At 43.2% G+C, this 25438-nt stretch carries 22 protein-coding genes and 1 pseudogene; 11 read left to right on the forward strand and 12 right to left on the reverse strand.

Features of this window, described 5'->3' with window-relative positions; genetic code table 11:
- Window positions 1-281: 281 nt before the first annotated feature.
- The 5 genes and pseudogenes from B2866_RS00505 to B2866_RS00525 all read left to right on the forward strand — a co-directional run.
- Window positions 282-564: pseudogene (locus B2866_RS00505) on the forward strand (transposase); the annotation flags it as partial.
- Between the two features lie 257 nt (window positions 565-821).
- A complete protein-coding gene (locus B2866_RS00510; protein WP_296189458.1) occupies window positions 822-1244 on the forward strand; it encodes a tetratricopeptide repeat protein in 423 nt (140 codons plus the stop codon).
- Window positions 1245-1312: 68 nt separating this feature from the next.
- Window positions 1313-2371: a nicotinate-nucleotide--dimethylbenzimidazole phosphoribosyltransferase gene (gene cobT / locus B2866_RS00515; protein WP_296189461.1), complete on the forward strand. Its 1059-nt coding sequence runs from the start codon at window positions 1313-1315 to the stop codon at window positions 2369-2371.
- Window positions 2371-3246, forward strand: a complete 876-nt coding sequence (gene cobS / locus B2866_RS00520) for an adenosylcobinamide-GDP ribazoletransferase (RefSeq protein WP_296189463.1) — start codon at window positions 2371-2373, stop codon at window positions 3244-3246. The genes cobT and cobS overlap by 1 nt, the downstream gene beginning before the upstream one ends.
- Window positions 3247-3283: 37 nt before the next feature.
- The gene (locus B2866_RS00525) at window positions 3284-3862 is read left to right on the forward strand and encodes a histidine phosphatase family protein (protein ID WP_296189465.1); all 579 of its coding nucleotides are present in this window, start codon (window positions 3284-3286) and stop codon (window positions 3860-3862) included.
- A gap of 79 nt (window positions 3863-3941) precedes the next feature.
- Here B2866_RS00525 and B2866_RS00530 read toward each other — a convergent pair whose 3' ends face one another.
- The 6 genes from B2866_RS00530 to ppsA form a co-directional block, all read right to left on the reverse strand.
- Window positions 3942-4166, reverse strand: coding sequence for a hypothetical protein (locus tag B2866_RS00530; RefSeq protein ID WP_296189468.1), 225 nt, complete (start codon window positions 4164-4166; stop codon window positions 3942-3944).
- A 266-nt stretch (window positions 4167-4432) separates the two neighbouring features.
- Window positions 4433-4942: a 50S ribosomal protein L9 gene (gene rplI / locus B2866_RS00535; protein WP_201619517.1), complete on the reverse strand. Its 510-nt coding sequence runs from the start codon at window positions 4940-4942 to the stop codon at window positions 4433-4435.
- A gap of 26 nt (window positions 4943-4968) precedes the next feature.
- Complete coding sequence (gene rpsR, locus B2866_RS00540) at window positions 4969-5199, reverse strand: 30S ribosomal protein S18 (RefSeq protein ID WP_010198808.1); 231 nt, start codon at window positions 5197-5199, stop codon at window positions 4969-4971.
- 16 nt (window positions 5200-5215) lie between these two features.
- On the reverse strand, window positions 5216-5614 hold the full coding sequence (rpsF, locus tag B2866_RS00545; RefSeq protein ID WP_068404828.1) for a 30S ribosomal protein S6: 399 nt from the start codon (window positions 5612-5614) through the stop codon (window positions 5216-5218).
- Between the two features lie 297 nt (window positions 5615-5911).
- The gene (locus B2866_RS00550; protein ID WP_296189473.1) at window positions 5912-6898 is read right to left on the reverse strand and encodes an RDD family protein; all 987 of its coding nucleotides are present in this window, start codon (window positions 6896-6898) and stop codon (window positions 5912-5914) included.
- A 153-nt stretch (window positions 6899-7051) separates the two neighbouring features.
- Window positions 7052-9436, reverse strand: a complete 2385-nt coding sequence (ppsA, locus tag B2866_RS00555; RefSeq protein ID WP_296189475.1) for a phosphoenolpyruvate synthase — start codon at window positions 9434-9436, stop codon at window positions 7052-7054.
- 427 nt (window positions 9437-9863) lie between these two features.
- On the opposite strand from ppsA, the gene ppsR reads away from it, so the two are divergent.
- Together ppsR and sthA are read left to right on the forward strand one after the other, a co-directional pair.
- Window positions 9864-10760, forward strand: a complete 897-nt coding sequence (ppsR, locus tag B2866_RS00560; protein ID WP_296189479.1) for a posphoenolpyruvate synthetase regulatory kinase/phosphorylase PpsR — start codon at window positions 9864-9866, stop codon at window positions 10758-10760.
- A gap of 189 nt (window positions 10761-10949) precedes the next feature.
- On the forward strand, window positions 10950-12593 hold the full coding sequence (sthA, locus tag B2866_RS00565; RefSeq protein WP_068404833.1) for a Si-specific NAD(P)(+) transhydrogenase: 1644 nt from the start codon (window positions 10950-10952) through the stop codon (window positions 12591-12593).
- A gap of 112 nt (window positions 12594-12705) precedes the next feature.
- Here the strand turns inward: sthA and B2866_RS00570 are convergent, their stop codons facing one another.
- From B2866_RS00570 to B2866_RS00585, 4 genes are all read right to left on the reverse strand, one after another.
- Window positions 12706-13938, reverse strand: coding sequence for an ABC transporter permease (locus B2866_RS00570; protein ID WP_296189482.1), 1233 nt, complete (start codon window positions 13936-13938; stop codon window positions 12706-12708).
- Entirely contained in the window at window positions 13938-15230 is a 1293-nt protein-coding gene (locus B2866_RS00575; protein WP_296189485.1) for an ABC transporter permease, read from the reverse strand. Before B2866_RS00575 ends, B2866_RS00570 begins: the two co-directional genes overlap by 1 nt.
- A 3-nt stretch (window positions 15231-15233) precedes the next feature.
- Complete coding sequence (locus B2866_RS00580) at window positions 15234-16511, reverse strand: HlyD family secretion protein (protein WP_296189488.1); 1278 nt, start codon at window positions 16509-16511, stop codon at window positions 15234-15236.
- 106 nt (window positions 16512-16617) lie between these two features.
- Window positions 16618-18399: a TolC family protein gene (locus B2866_RS00585; protein WP_296189491.1), complete on the reverse strand. Its 1782-nt coding sequence runs from the start codon at window positions 18397-18399 to the stop codon at window positions 16618-16620.
- 405 nt (window positions 18400-18804) lie between these two features.
- Here B2866_RS00585 and glpK point away from each other — a divergent pair, with 405 nt between their 5' ends.
- The 4 genes from glpK to B2866_RS00605 all read left to right on the forward strand — a co-directional run bounded on the left by glpK (window position 18805) and on the right by B2866_RS00605 (window position 23745).
- Window positions 18805-20397, forward strand: coding sequence for a glycerol kinase GlpK (glpK, locus tag B2866_RS00590; RefSeq protein WP_296189493.1), 1593 nt, complete (start codon window positions 18805-18807; stop codon window positions 20395-20397).
- Window positions 20398-20936: 539 nt separating this feature from the next.
- A complete protein-coding gene (locus B2866_RS00595) occupies window positions 20937-21407 on the forward strand; it encodes a hypothetical protein (protein WP_198329031.1) in 471 nt (156 codons plus the stop codon).
- A 403-nt stretch (window positions 21408-21810) separates the two neighbouring features.
- The gene (locus B2866_RS00600) at window positions 21811-22839 is read left to right on the forward strand and encodes an endonuclease/exonuclease/phosphatase family protein (RefSeq protein ID WP_296189495.1); all 1029 of its coding nucleotides are present in this window, start codon (window positions 21811-21813) and stop codon (window positions 22837-22839) included.
- A 213-nt stretch (window positions 22840-23052) separates the two neighbouring features.
- A complete protein-coding gene (locus B2866_RS00605; RefSeq protein WP_238060396.1) occupies window positions 23053-23745 on the forward strand; it encodes a TetR/AcrR family transcriptional regulator in 693 nt (230 codons plus the stop codon).
- A gap of 158 nt (window positions 23746-23903) precedes the next feature.
- Here the strand turns inward: B2866_RS00605 and B2866_RS00610 are convergent, their stop codons facing one another.
- Window positions 23904-24686 (reverse strand): hypothetical protein, encoded by a 783-nt coding sequence (locus B2866_RS00610; protein WP_296189497.1) that lies wholly within the window; start codon window positions 24684-24686, stop codon window positions 23904-23906.
- A gap of 14 nt (window positions 24687-24700) precedes the next feature.
- Entirely contained in the window at window positions 24701-25072 is a 372-nt protein-coding gene (locus B2866_RS00615) for a hypothetical protein (RefSeq protein WP_296189499.1), read from the reverse strand.
- Between the last annotated feature and the right edge of the window lie 366 nt (window positions 25073-25438).

Raw genomic sequence — 25438 nt, forward strand, 5'->3', positions numbered from 1 at the left:
TTTTGTATTTGATACACTATATCTACGAGCGAAGAATACCTATCTAAAAAAGCTCGATGCAGGGCTCAGAGCGGAGGAGAAAGCAGTCAAAAGCAAGGCTCATCGAAGGATTAAGATAGCAATACGCGTTATCAGACTTACTCACCATAGCAAAGCCTTACCCCTGCCGTCAAATCCGTAAAGTTGAACTCGGAAGATTTGATTTACGCAGCCTGACAATAAAAAGAGCCTTTCCTAAAAAGTGTGTAACTGCTTATAATCCACTAACAGGAGAATAAGCAATGACTACCCAATCTGACATTAAAAAAGCTGGCCGAGCAAATGGCTAGTAGCATGAATAGCTTTGATGGCATCAAAGACTTTCAAAAGCAGCTCATGCAATTCTTTATCGACACTGCCCTTGAAGCTGAAATGGAAGACCATCTCGGCTATTCTAAGCATGAGAAGGTAGATAAGCCCAATAAGCGTAACGGGCACACTAAAAAGACCGTCCGCAGGGATAGCGGCGATCTTGAAATATCCATCCCAAGAGACCGTAATGGTAACTTTGAGCCTGCACAAATTTAAGCTGTAATAATATCCCAGAAAAAAACACTGGCTCGTCCTGAGTTATTGGTCGAGATTACCGTTATCGCTGCTGAATAATTACGAGCGTTTAATGACTGAATCTAACTGCCTACCGTAGGTGCTAAGATTGAAAGCGAGATAAAATAAAAGGGTGTGATTGATGTCACACCCTTTTCTATGAGCTATTGATACAAATTAGTCTATAATCAACAGCGTTTAATGCATTTAACGCACAACCAATAGGGTCACCCATTATGATTAATACCAAAATATATAAATCCATTTATGTGTTAGCAGAAAAACTGCTAGAAGCAGACAGTAAAAATGATCAAAAAACCTTTGACGCGTTATATGCGCAGCTAAAGGAACTTTGCATCGAAAATGAAAAAAGCGATAAAGACCATCCTGAACAATGGGAGACATTGGCTGATTTTACCGAAGATTTGGATGAGGCGCTGGTTATTTATCAAAAAGCATTAGATAAAGCGGCGGCGATTAATTCAAAAGACCATTTGGCATCGATTGCTTTTTCTATGGCTGAGCTGCAAATCGAGTTGGGTCAAACTGATGCTGCGATCAAAAGTCTGCAGAATGCTAAAATCAGCGCCAATAAAATCGAAGACAGAGAGTTCAAAGTTGAGATAAATGAATTGCTAGCGACACTTTTGGCAGAGTAAATCTAAACGGCAAGTTTTGTTTTATCTAGATAAAAATTAAGATAATTTCCTTGAAGGCATTGAACACATTGAACACATTTATAGCGCCGACGATTGCAAATATAGAAAATCGCGAGCTGCGTCAGCAATTGCAGCAAATCGTTGACCAAAAAACCAAGCCACTTGGCGCCCTTGGACGTTTAGAGGCGCTCGCGGTACAGTTGGGATTGATTCAAGGTACGACCACGCCGCAAATTAATCAGCCGCAAATTCGGGTATTTGCTGCCGACCATGGTCTAACCAAGCATGGCACATCCGCGTATCCTAGCGCGGTGACGGCGCAGATGGTTTATAACTTTTTGCAAGGCGGCGCTGCTATCAATGTCTTAGCCCGTCAGCATAATATTGAGCTAAAAGTAGTCGATGCTGGTGTCGATGCCGATTTTGCCAATTCTCCTTTTAAATACCATGCGCAATTGCTCGATTATAAAGTCCGTCACGGTAGCCGTGATGCGCTAACCGAGCCCGCCATGACAGCAGCAGAATGCTTAGCGGCATTAGAGAACGGCATGAAGGTTGTCGAAAACTCAGTGGGCAATTTGCTTATTGTCGGTGAAATGGGAATTGGTAACACGTCCGCCGCTAGTTTATTACTGGCAAGATTGGGCAATACACCGATTAATGATTGTATTGGTCGCGGCACCGGTCTTGACGATGCAGGGTTACAACACAAGGCGACTATTTTAACGCAAGTATTGGCGCGTCATAGCGAAGCACAAGCGCCATTCGACGTCCTTGCTGCGTTGGGTGGGCTTGAGATTGCTATGATGGCAGGGGCGCTGATTCAGGCCGCCAGTGAGCGCCGTATTCTTTTAATCGATGGTTTTATTGCCAGTAGCGCGTTGTTGGCAGCTGAGCGCCTAGCGCCCGGTGTGGCAAAGTATGCTATCTTTGCTCATCATTCGGTCGAGCCGGGACACGCGCATTTATTAAAACTGCTCAATGCTGAGCCATTACTTAATATGGGTATGCGCCTAGGCGAGGGCAGTGGCGCGGCACTGGCGTATCCATTATTACAGTCAGCTTGTTCCATTATCAATGAGATGGCAAGTTTTAATGATGCAGGTATTAATGGACAAAATAGCTAATGTCACAATTATCAAAAAAGCCATCGCATCAACCAAATTCATTATCCCAATCTTCTTCTAAACACAGCATTGGTCAATTTATAAAATATGAATGGCGTCTATTGTTGGTGGCGGTGCAGTTTTTAACGCGCCTGCCCGTACCGCAATTTGCCAATTACAATCCGCAATGGTTGCACCAAAGTAGCCGTCATTTTCCTGGGGTAGGTCTGCTGGTTGGGCTGATTTGTGCAGGTATATTTTGGCTGTGTAGTTTTTTATTCACGCCTTTAGTCGCAGCAGTGGTCAGTACAGCCTTTGGGATTAGGCTAACTGGCGCTTTTCATGAAGATGGACTTGCGGATAGCTGTGATGGTCTAGGTGGTGGTCTGACTCGCGAGCGTACTTTAACCATTATGAAAGACTCACGCTTAGGGACTTATGGTGTACTAGGTTTGGTCTCATCGTTACTTATCAAAATCAGCTTATTGGCGTCTATGCAATTATTAGTGGCTATCGTGGCGCTGATTATTGGACATACGGCCTCACGCTTATTATGTATTAGTTTATTGGCGCTGTTGCCTTACGGAGGTGAGATTGAGCATGCTAAAGCCAAACCGATGGCGCAGCAACTGACGCCATTGCAAGGACTATTGAGCAGTGGTTGGCTCATACTAGCAGGCGTGCTCGTCGTGCTCCTATTTCCTAATACCGTGCAGCAAATTGGTATTTGGCAATGGTCATTGGCTTTATTACTAGGCATCGTAGCGACGGATTATATGCGGCGCTTGTTACGCAGGCGTTTAGATGGCTATACCGGTGATGGGTTAGGTGCCACGCAGCAGTTAAGTGAAATCGCTATTTATATCGGACTTGCTGCCTCGAACCCTTTTATTTAATTTTAAGCGTAAGATTTAAAAAGGATAATGATAGCCAATGGTTTTGTATATTTGGCGCCATCCAAAGCCCATTGCAGCTAATGGCTTTTGTATCGGACAGACTGATATCAGTGTCGATAAACGGAAAATTAAACGCCTCGCTAATAAAATACAGCGCTTCGTGCGTTTGCATCAATTACCAAAAGTGATTTGGGTCAGCCCGCTACAGCGCTCCTTAAAAGTTGGGGAAATATTGGTGCAGCATGGCTTTCGGTATCGTGTCGCAACTGAGCTGGCAGAGATTGATTTTGGTGACTGGGACGGTCTACCTTGGATTAAAATACCCAAACAACAGATTGACGACTGGTGTGAGCATTTTGCGGATTTTGCTCCTAATGACGGCGAGAGTTTACAGCAGTTATTTGAGCGTGTGGAAAACTGGGTAAATGAGATAGCTGCGCAAAATAGTGGTCAAAACCCAATATTAGCAGTCGGTCATGCAGGCTGGATAAATGCTGCTAGTATGATAGTTGCTGGACAAGAAGTGCCGAAGAAAGCCACTGATTGGCCACGAGTAGTGAACTATTTAGAATATCTTCAACTAAATTTTCAACCAAAAAAAACTGACTGTCTGTAATGGCCAGCTTTTTGGGTAATACTTTTAAATATAAGTTTTATAATTATTTTTCTTTCATTAATACATCAATAAAAAGCTTTTAGTCTATCTTATCAAACCACGCTTTATTATCTTTGGCGTCCATCGAGTCGAAACTGACGTAAATACCTTCGTCGTCTAATGTTGCATACCAATGGTCAGCGTTGTCGCCAGTCAATATCTGAAAATACTTATTATTTACAATTCTACCGACCCTGTAGGTTTCACCTTGTCTATAAAACTCGTTACCTTGGATGCATATTAATTTGTCATCAGTGTTTATCATATCGTCCCATTTTATCTATGACTAAATACAGATAGGATAGCAATAGCCTTGATATTAATGAAGATGACTTTATAAGCAGTATTTTATCATTAGGTATAGGTTGTACAGGTGTTTTATTACTATCTATTGCTAAAAAATAATATTGTACTTTTTAACTATATAGATAAGCACTTAGCAAATTTTAAGCATAAAAAAAGCCAGCAACATGACGTTACTGGCTTTCTTAGAAGGGTAGTAAGTTTACACTACCACCAACTATTCAAATATTACTCTTCTGAGTAATCTTCGTTGTCGTCTTCAACTTCTTCAGCTGCATCTTCGTTGTCGCCATCTTCAGAAAGAATGGTTACTAAGATGCTAGCAGTTACGTCATGGTGTAGTTGAATATCAACATTGTATTCGCCCACTTGACGTAGTGTGCCTTCAGGTAGCTTAATTTCAGCACGGTCAACTTCTAGACCTGAGTTAGTCAATGCTTCAGCGATATCGCGAGTACCGATAGAGCCAAATAGCTTGCCTTCGTCACCTGATTTTGCGCGCATGATAACATTAACGTCAGTTAACGCGTCAGCACGTTCTTGAGCAACCGCTACTTCTTTTGCTTCTTCAGCTTCAAGTTCAGCACGACGTGCTTCGAACTTTTCAATGTTTGCTTTAGTTGCAGGTAGTGCTTTGCCCAAAGGGATAAGAAAGTTACGTCCGTAACCTGGTTTCACATCGACAGTTTCACCGAGTTTACCAAGGTTGACGATACGCTGTAACAAAATAATTTGCATGAGTCATTCCTAGTTAAAGTTAACGGTTAACCCTGATGGTTATCAGTGTATGGAAGTAGCGATAAATAACGAGCTTGCTTGATAGCAGTCGCCAGCTGACGCTGGTATTTAGTAGACGTACCGGTAATGCGGCTTGGTACGATTTTGCCATTATCACTGATGTACTGTTTTAGCAATTCAACATCTTTATAATCGATGTGAGTGATGCCTTCAGCAGTGAAACGGCAGAATTTGCGACGGCGATAGAAACGTGCCATGAGTATTCTCCTTTAATTAGTCTTCACTGTTGTCGTTGTCGTCGTTTTCACGATTGTCTGGACGACGAGTCGTTGCTTTGCGTGCGCGTTTTTCATCGGCATTCTTGGCTAACTGCGACTCTTCAGTGACAGCTTCGTCACGGCGCATAACTAGACTACGAATGATCGCGTCGTTATAACGGAATAATTCTTCAAGTTCAGCCAAAGTCTCACCGTCAGTTTCAACGTTGAAAAGAACGTAATGAGCTTTGTGAATTTTGTTAATTGGGTAAGCCAATTGACGACGACCCCAATCTTCTAGACGATGGATCGTACCGCCGTTGTCTTGAACCAACTTGATATAGCGTTCAACCATGCCGACCACTTGGTCGCTTTGGTCTGGGTGTACAAGTAACACCAGTTCGTAATGTCGCATTATGACTCCTTACGGATTAGTAGCTATTAACCCTATGTTAATAGCAAGGAGATTTATAAGGTAAGCCCAAATCTTATCGAATTTTGCAAAAACAATAGCAATAAGCTTAGTTTATAAAGCGCCGTATTATAACAGTACTCAGCGCTTAACACAAAGGTTAATGACTGAGCGTCTGTCAATAAATAATAAAAGACATAAATATAGCTTTATCCATAAAAAAGCAGCGCATAAACGCCACTTTTTAATTAACCTTGTGATATTTATAACAATGGTTTTTATCATAAACTTATAAATTCATTATTTTATTTTTGGTTGTTTGACCAGTTGGCTATTATCGGCTTTTACCACCAAAGTTTTAGCCAGTTTATCATGCCAACCGATGTTTTCAGGACTTTTTGAGGCCATATAATAATGAACAATAATAACCACAAAACCTAAAAAGCTGGTAAATGAGAATAATAAGTTGTAAATAATAAACAGTAGTAGCGTACGCATGCCGATAAGCTTGGTAAAAGATGGCAGGCGATGGGTAGTTTGGTCGACGACGCGAATACCAGTAATCAGCTTACCAAGTGATTGCCCACGCAAGGTAATAAACACCAGCTGCAGCGCAAACAAACCAAACACCATCACTTGTGACATCATCAAAGTACTGCTAGGAATACTTTCCATCAATGTCATGGAATACTGGTATGCGGCATCCATATCTTGGATGTTTTGAAATTTGGTATAGTCCACATCCATTTTCATTAACGCCATGACCAGCGGTAAAATCGCTAATACATAGAGCAAACCATTGATTGCGGTCGCTAACACCCGTGACATAATCGGCGCAAGCACCACATCACCGATGACTTTATCTTTAGGCGAGGCGGCTTTGACTGCAGCAGACTTATTTAATGACACATTTTTATTGGGCGTATATTGACGATTGGTGGTCATGTCCAGCTTGGTATTTTTAGCATTCTCTGCTGGGCGTTCAGGCTTACCATACAATCTGTCTAGCGATACCGTTTTGTCATCTTTAGAGGTGCTACTAGCAGAATCTTCTGGGAAGATAGTGACGTTATTGATAATAGAGTCATTATCATCTGCCGACACTATAGGGGCAGGACGATAATAAGTCTGATTATTGGTTAAATTACCAACACGCTGCCACTGATCTAGACCTTCATGCCACATCAAATCATCTAATACCACTTCACCTGAGGCGAGCATAATATTGAGCTGATCCAACGTGTATGGACCCGCTTGTACGTTATTTCGAGCAAGGAAAATCTGCATAATTGCCTACATAGTTAGTCATATCTTAAGTCACTTTTTCAAGTCACTTTCGCTAATACATTATATTAGGGTCTATTTGAAAAAATCAAATAGACCCTAATGGTAGTATATTAAATGACTCTGTCAATTAACGCTGTGACGTAACGTTACGTCTTATTTCGTTTCTTCGCCAGCTAAGAAGAACCAAGTATCTAGCACTGAGTCAGGGTTTAGTGACACTGAGTTGATACCTTGTTCCATGAGCCAAAACGCAAGATCTGGATGATCTGATGGACCTTGACCACAAATACCAATGTATTTGCCCGCTTTGTTACAAGCTTCAATCGCCATAGACAATAGCTTCTTAACCGCAGGATCACGCTCATCAAATAGATGTGAGACGATACCTGAGTCACGGTCAAGACCTAGCGTTAACTGAGTCAAATCGTTTGAACCGATTGAGAAACCATCGAAGTGCTCTAGGAAATCTTCTGCTAATAGGGCGTTGGTTGGTAGCTCACACATCATGATGACGCGCAGACCATTTTCGCCACGTTTTAGACCGTTTTTCGCGAGTAGCTCGATGACCTCTTTTGCTTCGCCAACGGTACGAACGAATGGAATCATAATCTCAACGTTGGTCAAGCCCATCTCATCGCGGACACGTTTCAATGCTTTACACTCAAGCTCGAAGCAATCACGGAAGTTGTCAGACACATAACGACTGGCGCCGCGGAAACCAAGCATTGGGTTTTCTTCTGATGGCTCGTATAATTTACCGCCAAGCAAGTTAGCATATTCGTTTGATTTAAAATCAGACATACGCACAATAACTGGTTGATCCATAAAGGCTACGGCTAAGGTTGAGATACCTTCGACCAATTTATCCACATAGAAATCGACTGGTGAGGCATAACCGGCGATACGCTCATTGATAGCTTGGGCGATTTCACGTGGTAAGCTGTTCATATTTAGTAGCGCTTTTGGATGCACGCCAATCATACGGTTGATGATGAACTCTAAACGCGCAAGACCGATACCTTCGTTTGGCATTTGGGTAAATGAGAAGGCGCGATCTGGGTTACCCACGTTCATCATGACTTTGAAGGCAAGCTCTGGCATAGATTCAACAGAGTTGGTCTGTACTTCAAAATCAATCTGACCTTCATAGATAAAGCCAGTATCACCTTCAGCACAAGAAACAGTGACGTCTTGACCATCAACCAATAATTCAGTGGCATTACCACAACCAACGATAGCTGGAACGCCAAGCTCACGGGCGATAATCGCCGCGTGACAAGTACGACCACCACGGTTGGTGATAATGGCAGAAGCACGCTTCATGACTGGTTCCCAATCTGGATCCGTCATATCCGATACCAAGACGTCGCCGTCTTGTACTTTGTCCATCTCGTTTAGATTGCTAACGATACGTACTTTACCAGCGCCGATGCGTTGACCGATTGAACGACCTTCACATAGGATTTTAGCATCGCCAGTATTGATGATATAACGCTCCATGACATTGCTGTCTTGGCGGCTCTTAACGGTTTCTGGACGTGCTTGTACGATAAAGATTTCACCGCTGTCGCCGTCTTTTGCCCACTCGATATCCATCGCTTGACCGTAATGCTTTTCAATGGTCATGGCTTGTTTGGCAAGCGAGTTTAGTTCTTCAGTGGTTAAAGAGAACTGCATGCGCTCTTGTTTTTCCACATCGACGGTTTTGACAGACTTAGTGGTACTGCCTTCATCACCATAGATCATTTTCTTATGCTTGCTGCCTAGATTACGGCGAATGACCGCAGGCTTACCATTTTCAAGCAATTTTTTGGAGATATAGAATTCGTCAGGGTTGACCGCACCTTGCACAACCATTTCACCTAGGCCATAGCTTGAGGTGATAAAGACCACTTGATCAAAGCCACTTTCGGTATCTAGGGTAAACATCACGCCAGCAGCGCCAGTTTCTGAACGTACCATGCGCTGTACAGCAGCAGATAGGGCAACGCCTTCGTGCTCAAAACCTTTATGCACACGATAAGAGATGGCGCGGTCATTATATAAAGAGGCGAATACTTCTTTAATGGCAATCAGGACGTTGTCAATGCCACGAATATTCAAGAAGGTTTCTTGTTGACCGGCAAATGACGCATCTGGCAAATCTTCAGCAGTCGCAGAAGAACGTACCGCAACCGCGATGTCTTCGCCGCCACTCATGGTTTCAAACGACTGACGCACTTCTTGCTCAAGGTCGCTTGGCAGCTCTTGCTCAATAATCCAAGTACGGATTTTTTTACCCGTCTCAGCAAGCTTATTGACATCATTCACATCAAGGGTTTTAAGCTCGTTGTTGATTTTGTCAAGTAAGCCTGTTTCTGTCAAAAAGCGATTGAACGCATTTGAAGTGGTCGCAAAGCCACCTGGAACGCTGACACCCAAATCAGATAGATGGCTGATCATCTCGCCAAGCGAGGCATTCTTGCCGCCAACCATCTCAATGTCATCTTTTCCTAGCTGATCAAGATTGATTACAAGTGCTGTAGATTGCGCTGCCATGATAACTCCAGAAAATAAGGTTATTTAGTAAAGATTATAACGGTCGATTATACCCCTATATTTGCCTAATTTCGATACCTAGAACCAAATAAATCGTCAAAAATATACAAATTGTGGCGATTGCTACATATTTGCGCGGAAAAACCTTAATATTTGGCTACTTGAATATAGTAAGAAGCGAAATATAATTGATTTTTAGAGGAAAAAGTTGCCAATACAAAACCTTCCTTTATAGCAATAAGACAAATGTATAAATACCCTTAATAAATGCCTTTATTGTATAGCGTTTACTAAGTGTACGCCTGTAACATAGATTTCTATTAGACAGCTATTGTGCGTATAATATAGGGCATAAAGAACAATCAGCTAAAGATTTTCTGCGCTAAATAAAAGCGCTTATTGAGGTTTTAACCAAGGTGTTCACGTTATGTTTGCAAACAATCCGCCCGAAGCAGCCAATCCGACCATCCAAAACAAACAAGCGTTGCAAGTAGATAACGACCAAAATATTAGAACGGCATTTTTTATCTCTGATGGGACGGCGATTACCGCAGAAACCCTTGGACGCGCTATTTTAAGTCAATTTGCTTCTGTGCCTTTTGAGACTCGGGTACTGCCTTATGTCGATAGCTTAGATCGTGCTGAAGAAGCGGTCGAACAAATCAATATGGCCTACCAACGTGATGGGTTACTGCCCTTGGTGTTTGATACGATTGTCAGCCCTGAAATTCGAGAAAAAATTAACTCAGCGCATAGCTGTAATTTGGATATGTATGAAGGGCTAATCGGCCGAGTAGCAGAAGAGACGGGTGTTGAGCCGGACGCGCATTCGGGCCATGCGCATGATAACGTTGATTCTGAAACTTATAAAGAACGTATTGATGCCGTGCATTTTGCCCTAGATAACGATGATGGTGCACGTACTCGTCATTATCATGCCGCAGATATCATTCTTATCGGCGTTTCGCGTTCTGGTAAAACCCCAACCTCACTGTATTTGGCGCTACAATTTGGTATTCGAGCGGCAAACTATCCGTTAACTGAAGAAGATTTAAATGACAATCAATTACCAAAAGCCTTACGTGAGCATAAGCACAAGTTATTTGGCCTATTAATCGATACCGATCGCTTGGTAAAAATTCGTCAAGAACGCCGCGCGGGCAGCCGTTATTCTAGCTATCAGCAATGTCAGCAAGAACAACGCGCCATACAGGGCATTTATATCTCGCAAGGGATTCCAAGTCTTGATGTCTCTGAGATGTCTGTTGAAGAGATTGCCACACGTATCTTGCAGATGACGGGACTTAAACGCCGTATCGGCTAAAGGGATTAATCAACAGCGCATAACGAATAACGGCTATGGCCATAACGTAACTGTCGCCAATATTGCAAAATATCCTATCAGCACGTATGGTAGGCACGCTTTAGCGCTATGAGTCTAACTTGATCGTTACTTGTAGATATTCATAGTCTAAAAAACACACAGATTTATAAATTAATAAAAGAGGATACGATGGGAAGCAAACCGATAAGCGACGCGACCAATGACACGGGTAAAGACATTCATACCGAGGTGTCTAATAAAGAAAGCGGCCGCGCGCCGAACCCTGAGCATACTGAAGGCAAAACTAAAAAAGCAAAAATTGAGCAAACCCATGAGCAAGTTACTGAAGATATCATGCATCACCCTGACTTGGTCAATCCGCTTGATGATATCCGCATCGATATTAAAACCCCTTTTACCAAAGACTCGCAGCGTATCAAAGGCGACAAGCATAAGTATGAATATGACGCCGTTGTCCTAGGCGCAGGGCCTGCTGGTGAAGCGGCGGCGATGAAGCTGACCAAGGCGGGTAAAAAAGTCGCAGTGATTGATCCGCGTGAACAGGTTGGTGGTAACTCGACCCATGTGGGCACGATTCCAAGTAAGGCTTTGCGTCAATCGGTCTTTAACCTGATTAACTTTCGCCGTGACCCTATGTTTACTAAGGCGATGGAGTATCAGCAAGTTCCCCTAAACCGCGTGCTGGCCAATGCGCGCCGAGTCATACGCAATCAAGTAAGCACCCATACCCGTTTTTATGAGCGCAACCGTATTGATGTGATACATGGTTGGGCGAGCTTTGTTGATGCGCATACCTTGAGTGTCGAAAAGGACGACGGCGTCTTTGAAACCGTGACCTTTAATAAAGCCATTATTACCGTTGGAAGCCGTCCTTATCGTCCTGATATTTTAGACTTTGACCATCCGCGTGTGTTTGACTCTGATAAAATCTTGCAAATGGATTATGTGGTCAAAAAAATCATCATTTATGGTGCAGGCGTTATCGGTTGTGAATATGCCTCTATCTTTACTGGTCTTGGCTATAAAGTTGACTTAATCAATAACCAAAATCAATTGCTCAATTATTTAGACAGTGAGATTAGTGATGCCATCGCTCATGACTTTAGACAATTCGGCGTCTTGATTCGTAGCAATGAAGAGATTGACCATCTAGAGACGCATGATGATTATGTGGTCTTGCATCTAAAAAGTGGCAAGCGTATCAAATCAGATGCCATTCTTTGGTCAAATGGACGTTCGGGCAATACCGAAGGCTTAAACCTAGAAGCCATTGGGCTGGAAGCCAATAGCCGTGGTCAGCTAAAAGTAGATGACACCTATTGCACCGGCGTGGAAAATATCTATGCCGCTGGTGACGTCATCGGTTGGCCATCATTGGCATCAGCGGCCTACGATCAAGGACGCTGTGCCGCAGCGTTTATGGTTGGTGACAGTGATGCCGAGCCAGTATCAAGCGTTCCAACGGGTATCTATACCATCCCTGAGATTTCTTGTATCGGTAAAACTGAGCAAGAGCTGACCGATGAAAAGGTCCCCTATGAAGTCGGGCAGGCGTTCTTCAAACATCTGGCACGGGCGCAAATCATTGGTGAGCGTTCGGGCGTATTAAAGATTTTGTTCCACCGTGAGACGCTTGAAATTTTAGGCATTCATTGCTATGGCAATCACGCCTCAGAGATTATTCACATTGGTCAGGCGGTCATGAAGTGCAATAACACGCTTGAGTATTTTGTGAACACAACTTTTAACTATCCAACGATGGCAGAAGCCTATCGCGTCGCCGCTCTCAATGGTTTAAATCGCGTTTTTTAACCCAAACACCATCAAGTCAGATAAATAAAGAAGCGCCTGCTTATCGAGTAGGCGCTTTTTTTTGAGGTATTTTTTATAGCATAAACGCCAATACTATCCATATGTTTTTATACTAAAAGGCGGTTTTGCTTTGGCTGGTACGCCAGCGAAAAAGTAGCAGTAATAAAAAGTAAAATGCCCACAGTCCTGCCAATGCGTAAAAACCAGTCGCGACTTGCGCCACACTCGCGCCCATTTGATTAAGCTGAACAGAGGTATTAATACCAGGTGTCGTCGGTATGACCCAGCGGATGATTTGTAAAAACTCTGGTAATTGATTGGCAGGCCATGGATATCCGCTGACAAAAAACATCGGTAGCGAGCTAAAAATCAAGATTTGCATACTGCGCTCACGCTGACGGAACCACAGCCCAAACACGCAGCCAAGCGTGGCGACAGTTGGGCAAAATAGCAACAAAAATAACAAGCTGCCAAGCATGTTTTGACCACGTGGATAATGATGCAGCTCAAAGGTCCAGCCATAATAAAAGCAGCCGATGATAAAGCTGAACATACTGAGCGCTGCAATACGGCCAAGCCAGCCGCGAATACTGGCGGTATGACGACGCTGCTCATACCACGTCCCAATTAACATCGCTGTCGACATCAACAGGGTTTGTTGCAGAATAAGAATAGCGACTGCTGGCACCACGTAAGCGCCATAGCCTTCGGTTTGATTATATAAAGGGATGATTCTTAACGGTACCGCTTGGGTATTTGCCGCTGCGGTCGCAGAATACGCCCCTTGCGCCACGCTTTTTTTAATCTCAACGCCTGCTGAAACCGTACTGACCGCCTGCAAAAAACCCATTTGAACGTTTTTATTTAATAGAAAATAACCACCATTGCCTAATACGCTGACGCTTGCTGCTTTGCCAGATAAGACTTGCTGTTCAAGTCCACTTGGGATAATCATATAGCCGGCAATATCATCGGACCACATCGCTTGTTGAGCGTCTTGCTCATTTAAAAAACGCTTGGTATCGAGCTGCGGGCTGGCACTGGCGTAACGAACGATGGTTTGAGACAAATTGCTATTGTCTTGATCGACAATACCAACGGGCACATGATTGACCACTTCGGTTGAATACGGCCAAGGATAAAAGAAGCCATAAATAATCGGCGCAATCATGAGCAGTAGTAGTACGCCTTTATCAGAAAAGACGTCTTTGATAGTTTGCAAAAAACTGCCGAAAAAGTTCTGTGATGGCGAATGAGTTTTTGCCTCTAATGTAGCATTGGACGGCTGATTTTTTGTTGCTATGAGGTTTTCTTGAGATAAAGGCTCTTTTGGTGTCATAACCATTAGCGTGCTCCCCAGCGTTCAGGATGTGCGAGCGCGCGCTTGCTCAATAAGGCGGCTAAAAACATAGTGACAATCGTCGCAAGCGTCAGTCCATAGACAATGGGTAGTGAGATGGCAACCGGCGCTTGCATCTGTAATTGCGCTATATGCAGCTTAAGGTAATGGGTCAATGGTAAGGCATCTGACCAATGCTGAGCGTTTTTACTGATGGCGATATAAGGAAACGTTACCCCAGCAAATGCATAAGAAGGCGCTGAAATAAAACCGGTAGACGATAAACCCATGCGTAATGAAAATGAGGTTAAAGTAAATATCGCGCCAAGCCAAAACGACAACATCATCAATAATACCAGACCAATATAAGTCGCCATGATTGAGCTGGTAGCGACCGCTTGCTGCGGCGTGGCGAGCCATAATGCCAGAACTGACCATAAGCTATAAGCCAGCATGGGCCAAAAGTACTTACCCAATAAACCAAATAGCAAAACCGAAATATTGGCTTTTCTTGGCTTATTATCTTCAGCTGGTACTGCCGTCGTCTGGCTATTTTTAATAGTGGTTAAATCAGGCTGACCACTATTAATAAAGTCATACCAAACGCCTATTTTCTTATCGCGTAATTCCCGCCCAATGGTCGTCGCGCCAATGACCATGGCTAAGATATGCAGCAGCGCTGGGATAACCGTTGATGCTAAAAACTGTTGATAATCGGTAGCGGCATTAAACAAACTGATGCGCTGAATACCAATGGGCGAGTAAGCAATCGCTGCTTGCGAGGGTGCCATGCCTTTTTTGACCAAACGCTGTATTTCAACGCCTGCCGATAGCGTCCCAATCACCGATTGTACACTGGTTTGGATAATGCCAGAATGAGTGCCGTATTGGGCATTTACTTGCAATACAATCGGCGCCGGTTTACTCGATGAAATATTGCGCGAGAAATCCTCTGGAATAATAACCACCGCATAGATATCACGTTGCAGGAGCGCTGCTTCTACTGCTGCTGGCGAGTGATAAAGCTGTCTGACTGTCAGGTTAGGATTGGCTTCTAAATAACGCACCGCAGTATTGGCAACAGGGCCACGATCGTTATCCACGACGCCAATGGGTAAATCGGTGATTTGTATTTGTGAAAAAATCCACCAAATCAACAGCACGGTCGCAAGAGGTATCCAGACCACCATGCTCAAATCCCACGGGTTTTTGGCTAAAAACCGGCGCTCGTAGGCTGCACTGCGTATAAAAGCGCCGATTAATCCGCCGCGTTGCCCGTTTTGCTCAGTCAGGCGCATGGCTTACTCTTTGGTCTGATTGGCAAGGGCTGGATTGATATTGACAACCACGCTCATCCCCGAACGGATACGTCTATCAGGTGCTGATGGTCGCGCTTTAACTTCAAAGGTGCGCACATCAAAACCATCGTTGTTATTGGTCGGACGCCATGTAGCAAAGTCAGATAAGGTTGAGGTTGCATAAACGGTAAACTGCTTGGTATAAGGCTTTTCAGGCGAGGATAAAGCAGGAATCGTACCCATAAAACGCTGCCCAATGGCAAACTGGTTTAAGTAGGTTTCAGTGACGTTGAGTACCACCCATTGATCGTCGGTATTAACCAAGGTAAGCAGCGGTACGCCTTGCCCAATGACTTCGCCAGCGTTGACGATGACATTATCCACGATACCGGCAATTGGACTTTTTAAATTCGCTTCTTCTTTGGCGACCAGTGCTTCTTCTAGTTGCGCATCGACTTGGGCAACTTGCGCTGTCGCGGCAGACTTGTCTTCGCTGCGAGCGCCTTCTTTTGCCAAATCATACTGTAAGCGCGCCGCTTCTGTCTTATCTTGAGTGGCTAAATATTGCGCATAAGCTTCATCGCGCTTTTGCCGTGCCATCAGACCTTCTTCATAAAGACGGTTGACGCGCTGATAAGTATTTTCTGCCAAATCAGACGCCGCTTTATTGGCTTGCCAAGCCGCTTTTGCTTGCGCGATTTCTTGCGGGCGGGCACCGTTTTCTGCTTTATCAAGCTGGCTTTGCGCCATTTGCTTGCCAGCACGCGCCTGATTGATTTTAGCGTTAATCTCAGGTGAGTCCATTTCAATAAGCTGCTGACCGACCGTCACCGCATCACCTTCTGTAACCATAATTTGTGCAATACGCCCCGGCACCTTTGCCGCAATAGACGTTTGCTGCATTTGCATCTGCCCCTGTAAGGTGATGATTTCAGGCTCATTATGTTGATTGCTTTTATACAAACCATAAGCAATTGCCCCTAAAACAAGCAGCACAACAAGTACCAAAATCGCCTTTTTTATCACGGCAGATTTATCCGCTTTTGCAGGCTCGCGTTTATAAGGCGGCACCGCTTGCTCTTGGTCAATATCAGTGCTGTCGATTCTATTAGTACTATCGACGCTATCAGCACTATCAAAGCCGGATTCAGTCGGTTTAGTGTCATTAAGCGCATCAGCATCAACGGGCGTTTGTTCATGATGACTGCGGTTTGTTTCAGCAGTTTGGTCTGCAGCAGGTAGTTTGCGTGAGTCGCCTGATTCGTTATTAGATTCAGTCATGACAGTGAGATTCCTAAAGCGATAAAGTCGATAATAAGCAGAATAGTGTTGGCGTTATTTATTCTTGGCAATTCATATGATTATTGAATACGTTTTACTAAATAAGCTACTTGTCATATAAGGTTGGTAGGCGAATATCAGCGGCGTTCAGGTAGGCATTAAAAGCAAGCGGTGTACCGCAGCTTTGCATCAAGGCGGCAAGGGACTGTACATAAGTATTTGCTGCTTGTGCTTGCTCGGTGCGCGCTTTTAGGTATTGTGTCTGTGCTTGTACCACATCGATGGGCGTATTCACACCTTCTTGTAGTCCAAGTTGACGTAAGCGCAATACCTCTGCTGCCAAATCCACGTTGCTTTGCAAGGCTTGATAGCGTGATTGGGCGTTATTGACATCGTGCCAGTTTTTTTCGACGAGCAGTAGCAGGTTGTCACTGACTTCTATCTCTGACAAATCTGCTTGGCGTATTTTGGCGTTACTGGAAGCTAAAGACGCATTTTTATCAAGCCCGCCCCAAAGCTTCCAACTGGCTGAAATACCAGCGACCCAACTGGGGTCTTTTTCCACTTGGCTATAACCATAAAGCATGACCGTAGGTTTGTAGCCGGTATCAGATAGGGCATGTAGTTGCTGCGCCTGCGCTCGTTTGGCCGAGACTTTTTGCAGACCTGGATGATTATTCAGTGCCAAATCTTGAAAATAGTTCACATCAGGCAGAGGGCGGCTAGAAACAAATAGAGGGGTGCTCGGTTTGATACGATAATCGGTACGCAATAAACGCTGTAGCGCCATCATTGCCAGACGCGCATCATTATTGGCATTGACCGATTCACTTTTTGCATCGGCGAGCGCCGATTGGGCTTCTAAGCGATCAACACGTGAGATAAAGCCTTCTTCAAAAAGCCGCTGCGCCATATGGTCAACTTGCTGCACCGTATCATAAGCATCGTCACGTAAATAAGCGGCAATAATCGCCAATTGCGCCTTAAAATAACGCTCAATTAAGGTGTTATAAAGCTCGTTGGTATCCAGGATGCTATCGGCGACGGCTTCTTGGGTACGGGCAGTGGAGGCGCCTGTCAATGCCGCTGTGCGCCCGGCAGTATAAATGGGCCATACCACGCCAAGGCCTGCACCCGTCGTTGAACCCGAGCGCTTCAAGTCGTAAGTCTCTGGGATACGGTCACCGACCAACTCCCCAAAATCTGGTAAATCTTCTATATCTATCGGTGGGTCGATACCATCAATACTGCTATTCACATCGTTGATAATAGCGTTTTTAATTGATGATAAATCAACATCGGCGTCCAAGTTATAAGCAGTGGCGGAAACGCGCGCAAATACTAACGGATGGTCGATGGTTTTTAACGCATCGGTTTCATATTCACTGGCAGCAATCGCGGCTTGATTGGCGGCAATTTTTGGTGAAACTTGCAATAAAATATTTTGCGCTTGCTCAAGACTGAGCAAACTAGAAACTTCTAACGGGTAGCTATTGTCAATGCTTTTATGAGTAATGGGGTCGATGAGGGTGGTTAAGTGGGCGTTTGGCTCAGCTTTAACTGGCTGTGTTTCTATCGGCGCGGCTTTATTTTTTATGATGCTTTTTTGCGCAGGGCTCTTATAAGTTTGAGTGTGACCTATTTTAGAGCCGTTTCTTTGAATGGTATGGTTTTGAATATGGTCATTTTTAATACTGTTTTTAATACCACTACTGCCTTGCAGGCTGCTTGGCGTATCTGCGTCAACAATCTGTGTCACGACAACGGGCGCTACTTCATTTTGGGACGTGTTAATATTATCATTGGCGTTTGCGGAGTGAGACGCGGCTAAGCCCATGAGCGTAACCGTCATCACAGCAGTAGACAGAGTCGATAAAGCAAATTTCATAAGTCACATAAGCCATTAATTAGAATGCAAAGTGTTTAAAGCGCAAGATTTCTAGCAGGGAGTCAAACAGGGCAATATTATAGACCATTAATAGAAAGCAAAAATTGGTTATTTATAACAAAGCGTACACTGTAGTGGCACAATGGTGACGGGTCAATGCTCACTATTTGCTTGTTTTGCGTTGAATGGCTGCCAGTTTTATGTTAAGTGTCTAACTTCAAGACAGATAATAGCATTATTTATGAATTGGTGATAAAACCTGTCAAAGATAAAAGGTCTTTAAAACCGCAGTCCAAACCATGCAATAACTGTCTTTAATAAAACACACTTTAGTGAAACATAGCCATAGAACCTTATAAAAATTAGCCGATAAAAAATAACATTATATAAAATAGGATGCGAGTAATGGCAGGATATATTTTAGCGCTAGATCAAGGTACGACGTCGAGTCGGGCGATATTGTATGACGACCATGCTCGCCCGATTAAAATGGCGCAGCAGCCGACGACTTTGAAAACCCCGCAGGCAAGTTTTGTTGAGCAAGACGCGCAGCAGATTTGGCAAACGCAGATTAGCTGTGCCCATGATGTGATTAACCAAGCAGGGCTGCTGGCGACCGATGTCACCAGTATTGCAATTACCAATCAGCGTGAGTCTATCGTGATGTGGGACAAGCAAACAGGCAAACCGCTAGCGCCCGCCATTATTTGGCAGGACCGACGTACTGCCAGCTATTGCAAAACGCTTGCTGCGAAAAGCGCGAGCGCTCAGACAGATAATGGGCATGAAGATATGGCCAGTGAGATTCAACGTCTTACAGGCTTGCGTTTAGACCCATACTTCAGCGCCAGTAAAATTGCATGGCTGTTAGAAAACGAGCCTAAGTTAAGGGTAAGCGCCAATAAAGGTGAAATTGCAGTCGGCACCATAGACAGCTGGCTTATTTATAATTTAACCGGCGGTGAGCATGTCATTGACGTTACCAATGCCTGTCGTACCTTATTATATGATATCCATAAACTGGCATGGTCGGAGGAGCTCTGTACCTGCTTTGGTATACCGATGAACATATTGCCCAAGGTACTGCCATCTGATGGCGATTTTGGTAAAACAAAAAAAGGACTGTTTGCTAAACAAATTCCCATTCAGGCGGTATTAGGTGACCAGCAAGCGGCGCTGTTTGGGCAAGGCTGCCTTGATGCAGGCATGGCAAAAAACACCTATGGCACCGGCTGTTTTATGCTGATGAATATTGGTAAAGAGCCGAAACTGAGCGAGCATAAGTTACTGACGACCATTGCTTGGCAACGCAAATCAACGCCAACCCGCCCAGACAATCTATCCTTTGATCAAATTGTGCAGTCTGGCAGACGCTTGCTACAGCCGCCCAAGAGAGAAGTCACTTATGCCTTAGAGGGCAGTGTGTTTATGGCGGGCGCTATTGTTCAATGGCTGCGTGACAATCTTGGCATGATTCAACAAAGCAGTGAGGTTGAGCATCTAGCGCGGCAAGTAGATAGTAGTGAGGAGGTGGTATTGCTCCCAGCATTTACAGGGCTTGCGGCGCCTTATTGGCGCTCAGATATCAATGCCAGTATTACCGGTATGAGCCGTGGCACGACCAAAGCCCATATTGCGCGCGCCGCGCTAGAAGCCATTGCCTATCAAACTTACGATGTGCTGATTGCCATGCAAAAAGACAGCCCGCACCCTTTGACTGAATTAAGAGTAGATGGTGGTGCGGCGAATAACGACTTGCTCATGCAGTTTCAAGCCGACTTATTGGGCGTACCGGTGCTACGCCCTAAAGACACAGAGATTACCGCTAAAGGGGCAGCTTTATTAGCGGGATTAAAAACCGGTCTATACGATGAGACTACGATACAAGCCTCGTGGCAGATTGATCGCATCTTTGAGCCTGAAATGTCTGCGGATAGACGTGAACAGCATCTTGATAAGTGGCAACAAGCGATTGATAGAGCGCTAAAAGTCTTATAGATATTTAAATGAAAAATCAAAGCTTTGGTGAATAGACGCTTATAAATTACTCAAAATACTCTGCTGCCCTACAAAATAGTGATAAAGATACAGGCTGTAACGCAAGGCAATCGTAATTTGGACATAGTTTACATAATCTGTGTATCGGTCGTTATCCATAAGTTCCTATACTTTAGATGAATTAAGCAACACGGCTAATTTATAAAAGTTAGTTTCTAATCATTATCTTGATTAGTGAACGCTAATATCGCATGGTTTGTTAAATTTAACGCCTTATAAATTAGTCATAAATAACTCTAATACATAACAAATAATTTAAGGATAATATTATGAATAACGATGGACGTATTACCGACCCTAATAACCGCGTAGTAAATGATGATTATGTTGAAGTGGGCGACAGAGAGCGCATTATCGATGATAACGAACGCCGCTTAGCTGGTACTGACCGCGATATTAATGGCAATAGAGTCGTTGCTCATGAAAATGACAATATCATCAATGACCATGATGCCATTGACCGTACTGCCGTTAAGCACATGTCAAAAGAAAGCAAAGAAGATTTAAACGCTGATCCAATTACAGGTGAGCCAGGTTCACATCCAATCGGTACTGGTATTGGTGGTGTTGGGGGTGCAGCAGCAGGCGCGGCAATCGGTACGATGGCAGGCCCACTAGGAACCTTAATCGGTGGTGCTATTGGTGCTATCGTTGGTGGCGGCGCAGGTCACGCAGCAGCAGAAGCGATTGATCCTACTCGTGAAGAAGCTTACTGGCGCGCAGAACATGCCAATGCCGATTATTACCGTGAAGGTCATGATTTCGACCGTGATTTACATCCAGCGTATGCGGTAGGTTATGCAAATCGCGCTCGTTATCCAGCTGATGCTCGTTTTGAAGATCATGAATCAGACTTAGAGCGCTCATGGCATGAAGTCAAAGGCGAATCGCGTTTGGAGTGGAATGAAGCGCGCCGTGCCTCACGTGATGCATGGAACCGTGTGTCATAATAAGAGAATAATGGCATAACATACCGACTAAAAGTTGAGGTGATGTAAGAGGTAAGCCGTACTTTATTAAACTGTTATTTATTAAATAGAGTAATTAAGTTTAGCTAATGACTTATTTAATATAAGTAAGCAAAGGATACGAAAACTTACCCCTTCATTACTAGAGTTAGTTTGATTGTAGGACCGGCTCTACCAACCGATTAATATCGCCAATTTTATGTTATTTTAAAGCTTCCAAAGATTTCTTTGGAGGCTTTTTTAATGTATATTGTTATATATGAATATATACTGATAGACGCTCTTATTAAAAGTGGATGTCAAACATAGATATTTATAAAAAGAGACTTATAAAAAGGTACTCATAAAAAACACCATTATCAAAAATAATAATAATAGGTAATTCATGGTTAATAACGCTGAAGACAATAGCCCTAAGCAGTTTTATATAGCAACGGCCAATTTACTTAACTTCGCTAACCCCAATCGAATTTATTATGAAAACGCGCCGGCTTATAGCGATAACGAATACCAACATAAGCTGCGCGGTATTACCGACTTACTGGCAAAGGCACATGCCGATATCATTGCAGTGCAAGAAGTGTGGGACAGTCATGCGCTCGAAGCATTGGCGGTAGCATTAGGATTCAAACCTGAGCATGTGGTCATTCCGCTGGCAAGTAATGATAACGCCAGTCCTTATACCCAAGGCAAAGGCGCGCAACAGACGCCAGCTGTCGGAATTATTACCCGGTTTGAGCAGTTAGAAAGTACCTTATTAGAAGAGGTAGAACCAAAAGCGGTCATTGATATTCCTGATATCGGTCTGTATGAACGTTTTAATCGTCCGCCACTTATATTACGAGTCAATGCTTTTGGGCAACCGATTACGATTGTCACTGCGCATTTAAAAAGCAAACGGGCTTTTTTCCTACGCGATGAAAACGGTCAGTTGTTAGAGGATATGGACGATCCAAATATTCGCGTTCGTGCCAAGCTGCGTAGTTTGTGTATGCGCGCCGCAGAGGCCGCTTCTATTCGTATGTCCATTATTGAGCGCCTGCATCATACGCGTGAGCCACTGATTTTATTAGGCGATATGAACGATGTCACCGGTAGTGTGACTACCCAATTGATGAGCGAAACAGGCGAAGTCAATTATGATAAGAGTATGCGCGATGTCGCGTTGTTTGACGCCGCTCGTATCCAAGCACGTTATGGTTGGATGAAAGATGTTGCTTACACGCATATTTATCAAGGTATGCCTGAAGTAATTGACCAGTTATTTGTTTCAGAAGAGTTTTTACCTGATAGTAAGTTTTCGCTCGGTCAGGTTGAACGAGTTGACTATTTTAATGATCATTTAAAGTGGGATTATGCCGATAGAGTCATCGATCATGGTATTATAAGAGCGAAAATTAAACTTCACAATTAACCCCGTTTACTTAGTAATTAGTGAGTTATTTTTTAACCTATTCATGTCCCTTGCTTGATAGTGTACAAGCGTTTATCATGCTGCTTCATTTTAGTATAGTAGCGGTGCTATTGGCCCAAATTACCGGTTGATAGAAAATAGTCCTTCGATTTAGGACAAATACTATCTGATGAAGACTATATAAAGATAGGGCGTAACCTTAAGAGATTTATGATGATTGAAAATAAAGACGACAAGATTGAAGATGTACTGGTAGATTCTGAGCTGGCGAAAAAGCTGGTACCGAACAAATTCAAATTTACCAGTCAGCAAGGCCGCGCACGCCGTCAAAAACTATTGATGGGCGCGAAAAAATTGAGTGAAACTCAAGCAATTAACGACATCACTTTGGCGGCTGTCTGCGAAGAAGCGGGTATTCCAAGAGCTTCTGCTTATCATTTCTTCCCAAATATCGAAGCGATATTTTTAGCCCTGCGTTTTTTAAATGCTATCGATATTTTAGAAGTGCTTACCACTGTTGAAACGGTTGATTATGACAGATGGCAAGCGTATTTGACCGCGCTGATTGAGCGCTGTGTACAAATATTTGATGAAGACCAAACCAAAGCCAAATTGATTTATGACACCAATACGCCTGATTTTGAAGGAGACAGCTATGGTGAGCATATGGACAATCAAGTGGTACAATTGGTCTATAAGCGCTTATCAGAGCGTTATGAGATGCCAAAATTCGAAGATATTCAAGATGTATTATTGATTACCTTTAGCATTATCAATGCCATTTTTACGGTTTCTTATCGCCGTCATCAGAGCATTACTGATAAGTATTTGCAAGAAGCTAATACTGCGTCTATCGCCTATCTGCGCTGCTATTTACCAGAAAAATTACCGCGTAAAAACCGTTAATTTTTATTGAGTTAGCCTAGAATGTAAAATTAAATAACAGATGTTAAAAAGCCGACATGATATCGGCTTTTTTTTGGGCGTGTTTAATAAACGTTTATTAAACATTGATTGAAATTTTATTGTGTAGTCAAAGACTATTCAATACAAGCATAAGTCACCTACTTTTTATCAATCTTTGTTAACGCTTGACCGTTACAACGGTCATCGCTTGAATCTAAAGGCGCGTATTCTTCATAATAGCGCACGATAAGGTTTTCTAAAGCGACGTTCACTCTTGAGTCGTGGGCATTGACGAAAGCCTCGCGCGCTTGCTCAAGCCAGCGATCGGCCATCCGAAAGTGACTGTTCGATGATTTTGCGCCGCGCTCACACTGGTCGGTAGCTGCCCATATTAATGAGACTTCGCTAAGGGCGATTTCGCGTGCCGCACTATTGATACCGCCACTATCTTTAAGTGCACTTAGAGTTGCCCATAAATCAGGTCGCATGAGTGCAGAAGTAGACGGAATGTCATCAATAAGTGCAAGCTCTTCAACCTTATCATTTTTTAACGCTTGCAAGATATTTTCTGCCGTTTGGGCAGCTTCCACACCAATGTCTGAGCGACTATTCATACTGTCTTTATGATTTGCATAGTTTAGCCAAGCTTGGGCTTTGTAAGCAAAGTATTGTTGCCGCGCGCTCATGTTTTTTTGCTGATAAGTTTGTAATTCGTTCAGCATGCAATCCATAGCACGCTGCTGTGTGCTTTGAGCTTTAGAAGAGGCTAAGGTTTCAGTATTGTTGCTGCTAAGACAGTAATCTGCTGTCTTTAGAGCATTCTCTTTTGGCGCGGTGCCTGTTGTTGATACACAAGAAACCGCTGATAATAGTAACGCAGCTGATAAGACAGTATATAAAGGTTTTTTATAGCCAGCGGCTTGAGTGCTAGTGTGAGGCATAAGAACAACCTTATTCAATTGACTGTCGTATTTAAAGATACATTGGCAGATTTTCTTGCAGGTAAAAGTTTGATATTCCAACGGATATAGCGGTATTCAGAAAGTGGCGTATTAGTCATTTTTCCAGCTATTTGACGCACTAAGGGTATATCAGCAAAGTTTTTTCCATCGGTACTAGCTTGAGCACTAGTAGGATATGCTTCACCAGTAAATGTCATACTTGAAGGAATTGGCAGAGTAATAATTAAGTCATTGATATCTTTGGCCAAAGTATTAGTGTAAGTAGCTTTATACTGGATAATAGTGCCTACTAGAGCAGTTCTGACAGGTATATAAACTACTTTGCCTTGCTCATCACTCACTACTTTATTAGTTGTCAGTTCCATTTTTACTCCATTATTAGCATATCCCAGATTTAATGAGAGCATAAATAATAGAACTGTTGACAAAATAACCTTTAAAAATCTAAGGCAATTCATAGTATATTTCTTCCTTAATTCCCATATCGCTATCTAATTGCTGACTGTATCAATGTTAAATGAGATACCACTTTAATTATTTAGAGATTATGAGGTAATTATAAGAAAGATGCTATTTAATTATAGGGGTGTTGAAATATTTGCTAATCTGTGCAGTTATAAATATGTACGCTTTTGTTTTTATAGCTCTCTACTAGATTATAAATGTCTTTTATCAATTATCTTATAGCAACTCTAAAAAACGGACGAATGGTAGTTTTTGTATGTCTAAAC

It is taken from the genome of Psychrobacter sp. UBA3483, assembly GCF_002377905.1.
Classification (GTDB): domain Bacteria; phylum Pseudomonadota; class Gammaproteobacteria; order Pseudomonadales; family Moraxellaceae; genus Psychrobacter.

Bases quoted from the DNA above. Each gene is read 5' to 3' on its own strand.
- B2866_RS00575 (WP_296189485.1), bottom strand. From the start codon at position 15,230: ATGCGCCTGACTGAGCAAAACGGGCAACGCGGCGGATTAATCGGCGCT.
- glpK (WP_296189493.1), top strand. From the start codon at position 18,805: ATGGCAGGATATATTTTAGCGCTAGATCAAGGTACGACGTCGAGTCGG.
- rpsR (WP_010198808.1), bottom strand. From the start codon at position 5,199: ATGGCACGTTTCTATCGCCGTCGCAAATTCTGCCGTTTCACTGCTGAA.
- rpsF (WP_068404828.1), bottom strand. From the start codon at position 5,614: ATGCGACATTACGAACTGGTGTTACTTGTACACCCAGACCAAAGCGAC.
- B2866_RS00600 (WP_296189495.1), top strand. From the start codon at position 21,811: ATGGTTAATAACGCTGAAGACAATAGCCCTAAGCAGTTTTATATAGCA.
- B2866_RS00610 (WP_296189497.1), bottom strand. From the start codon at position 24,686: ATGCCTCACACTAGCACTCAAGCCGCTGGCTATAAAAAACCTTTATAT.
- B2866_RS00525 (WP_296189465.1), top strand. From the start codon at position 3,284: ATGGTTTTGTATATTTGGCGCCATCCAAAGCCCATTGCAGCTAATGGC.
- B2866_RS00580 (WP_296189488.1), bottom strand. From the start codon at position 16,511: ATGACTGAATCTAATAACGAATCAGGCGACTCACGCAAACTACCTGCT.
- sthA (WP_068404833.1), top strand. From the start codon at position 10,950: ATGGGAAGCAAACCGATAAGCGACGCGACCAATGACACGGGTAAAGAC.
- B2866_RS00550 (WP_296189473.1), bottom strand. From the start codon at position 6,898: ATGCAGATTTTCCTTGCTCGAAATAACGTACAAGCGGGTCCATACACG.
- cobS (WP_296189463.1), top strand. From the start codon at position 2,371: ATGTCACAATTATCAAAAAAGCCATCGCATCAACCAAATTCATTATCC.
- B2866_RS00585 (WP_296189491.1), bottom strand. From the start codon at position 18,399: ATGAAATTTGCTTTATCGACTCTGTCTACTGCTGTGATGACGGTTACG.
- B2866_RS00615 (WP_296189499.1), bottom strand. From the start codon at position 25,072: ATGGAACTGACAACTAATAAAGTAGTGAGTGATGAGCAAGGCAAAGTA.
- ppsR (WP_296189479.1), top strand. From the start codon at position 9,864: ATGTTTGCAAACAATCCGCCCGAAGCAGCCAATCCGACCATCCAAAAC.
- B2866_RS00570 (WP_296189482.1), bottom strand. From the start codon at position 13,938: ATGGTTATGACACCAAAAGAGCCTTTATCTCAAGAAAACCTCATAGCA.
- B2866_RS00530 (WP_296189468.1), bottom strand. From the start codon at position 4,166: ATGATAAACACTGATGACAAATTAATATGCATCCAAGGTAACGAGTTT.
- B2866_RS00510 (WP_296189458.1), top strand. From the start codon at position 822: ATGATTAATACCAAAATATATAAATCCATTTATGTGTTAGCAGAAAAA.
- B2866_RS00595 (WP_198329031.1), top strand. From the start codon at position 20,937: ATGTCAAAAGAAAGCAAAGAAGATTTAAACGCTGATCCAATTACAGGT.
- rplI (WP_201619517.1), bottom strand. From the start codon at position 4,942: ATGCAAATTATTTTGTTACAGCGTATCGTCAACCTTGGTAAACTCGGT.
- B2866_RS00605 (WP_238060396.1), top strand. From the start codon at position 23,053: ATGATTGAAAATAAAGACGACAAGATTGAAGATGTACTGGTAGATTCT.
- ppsA (WP_296189475.1), bottom strand. From the start codon at position 9,436: ATGGCAGCGCAATCTACAGCACTTGTAATCAATCTTGATCAGCTAGGA.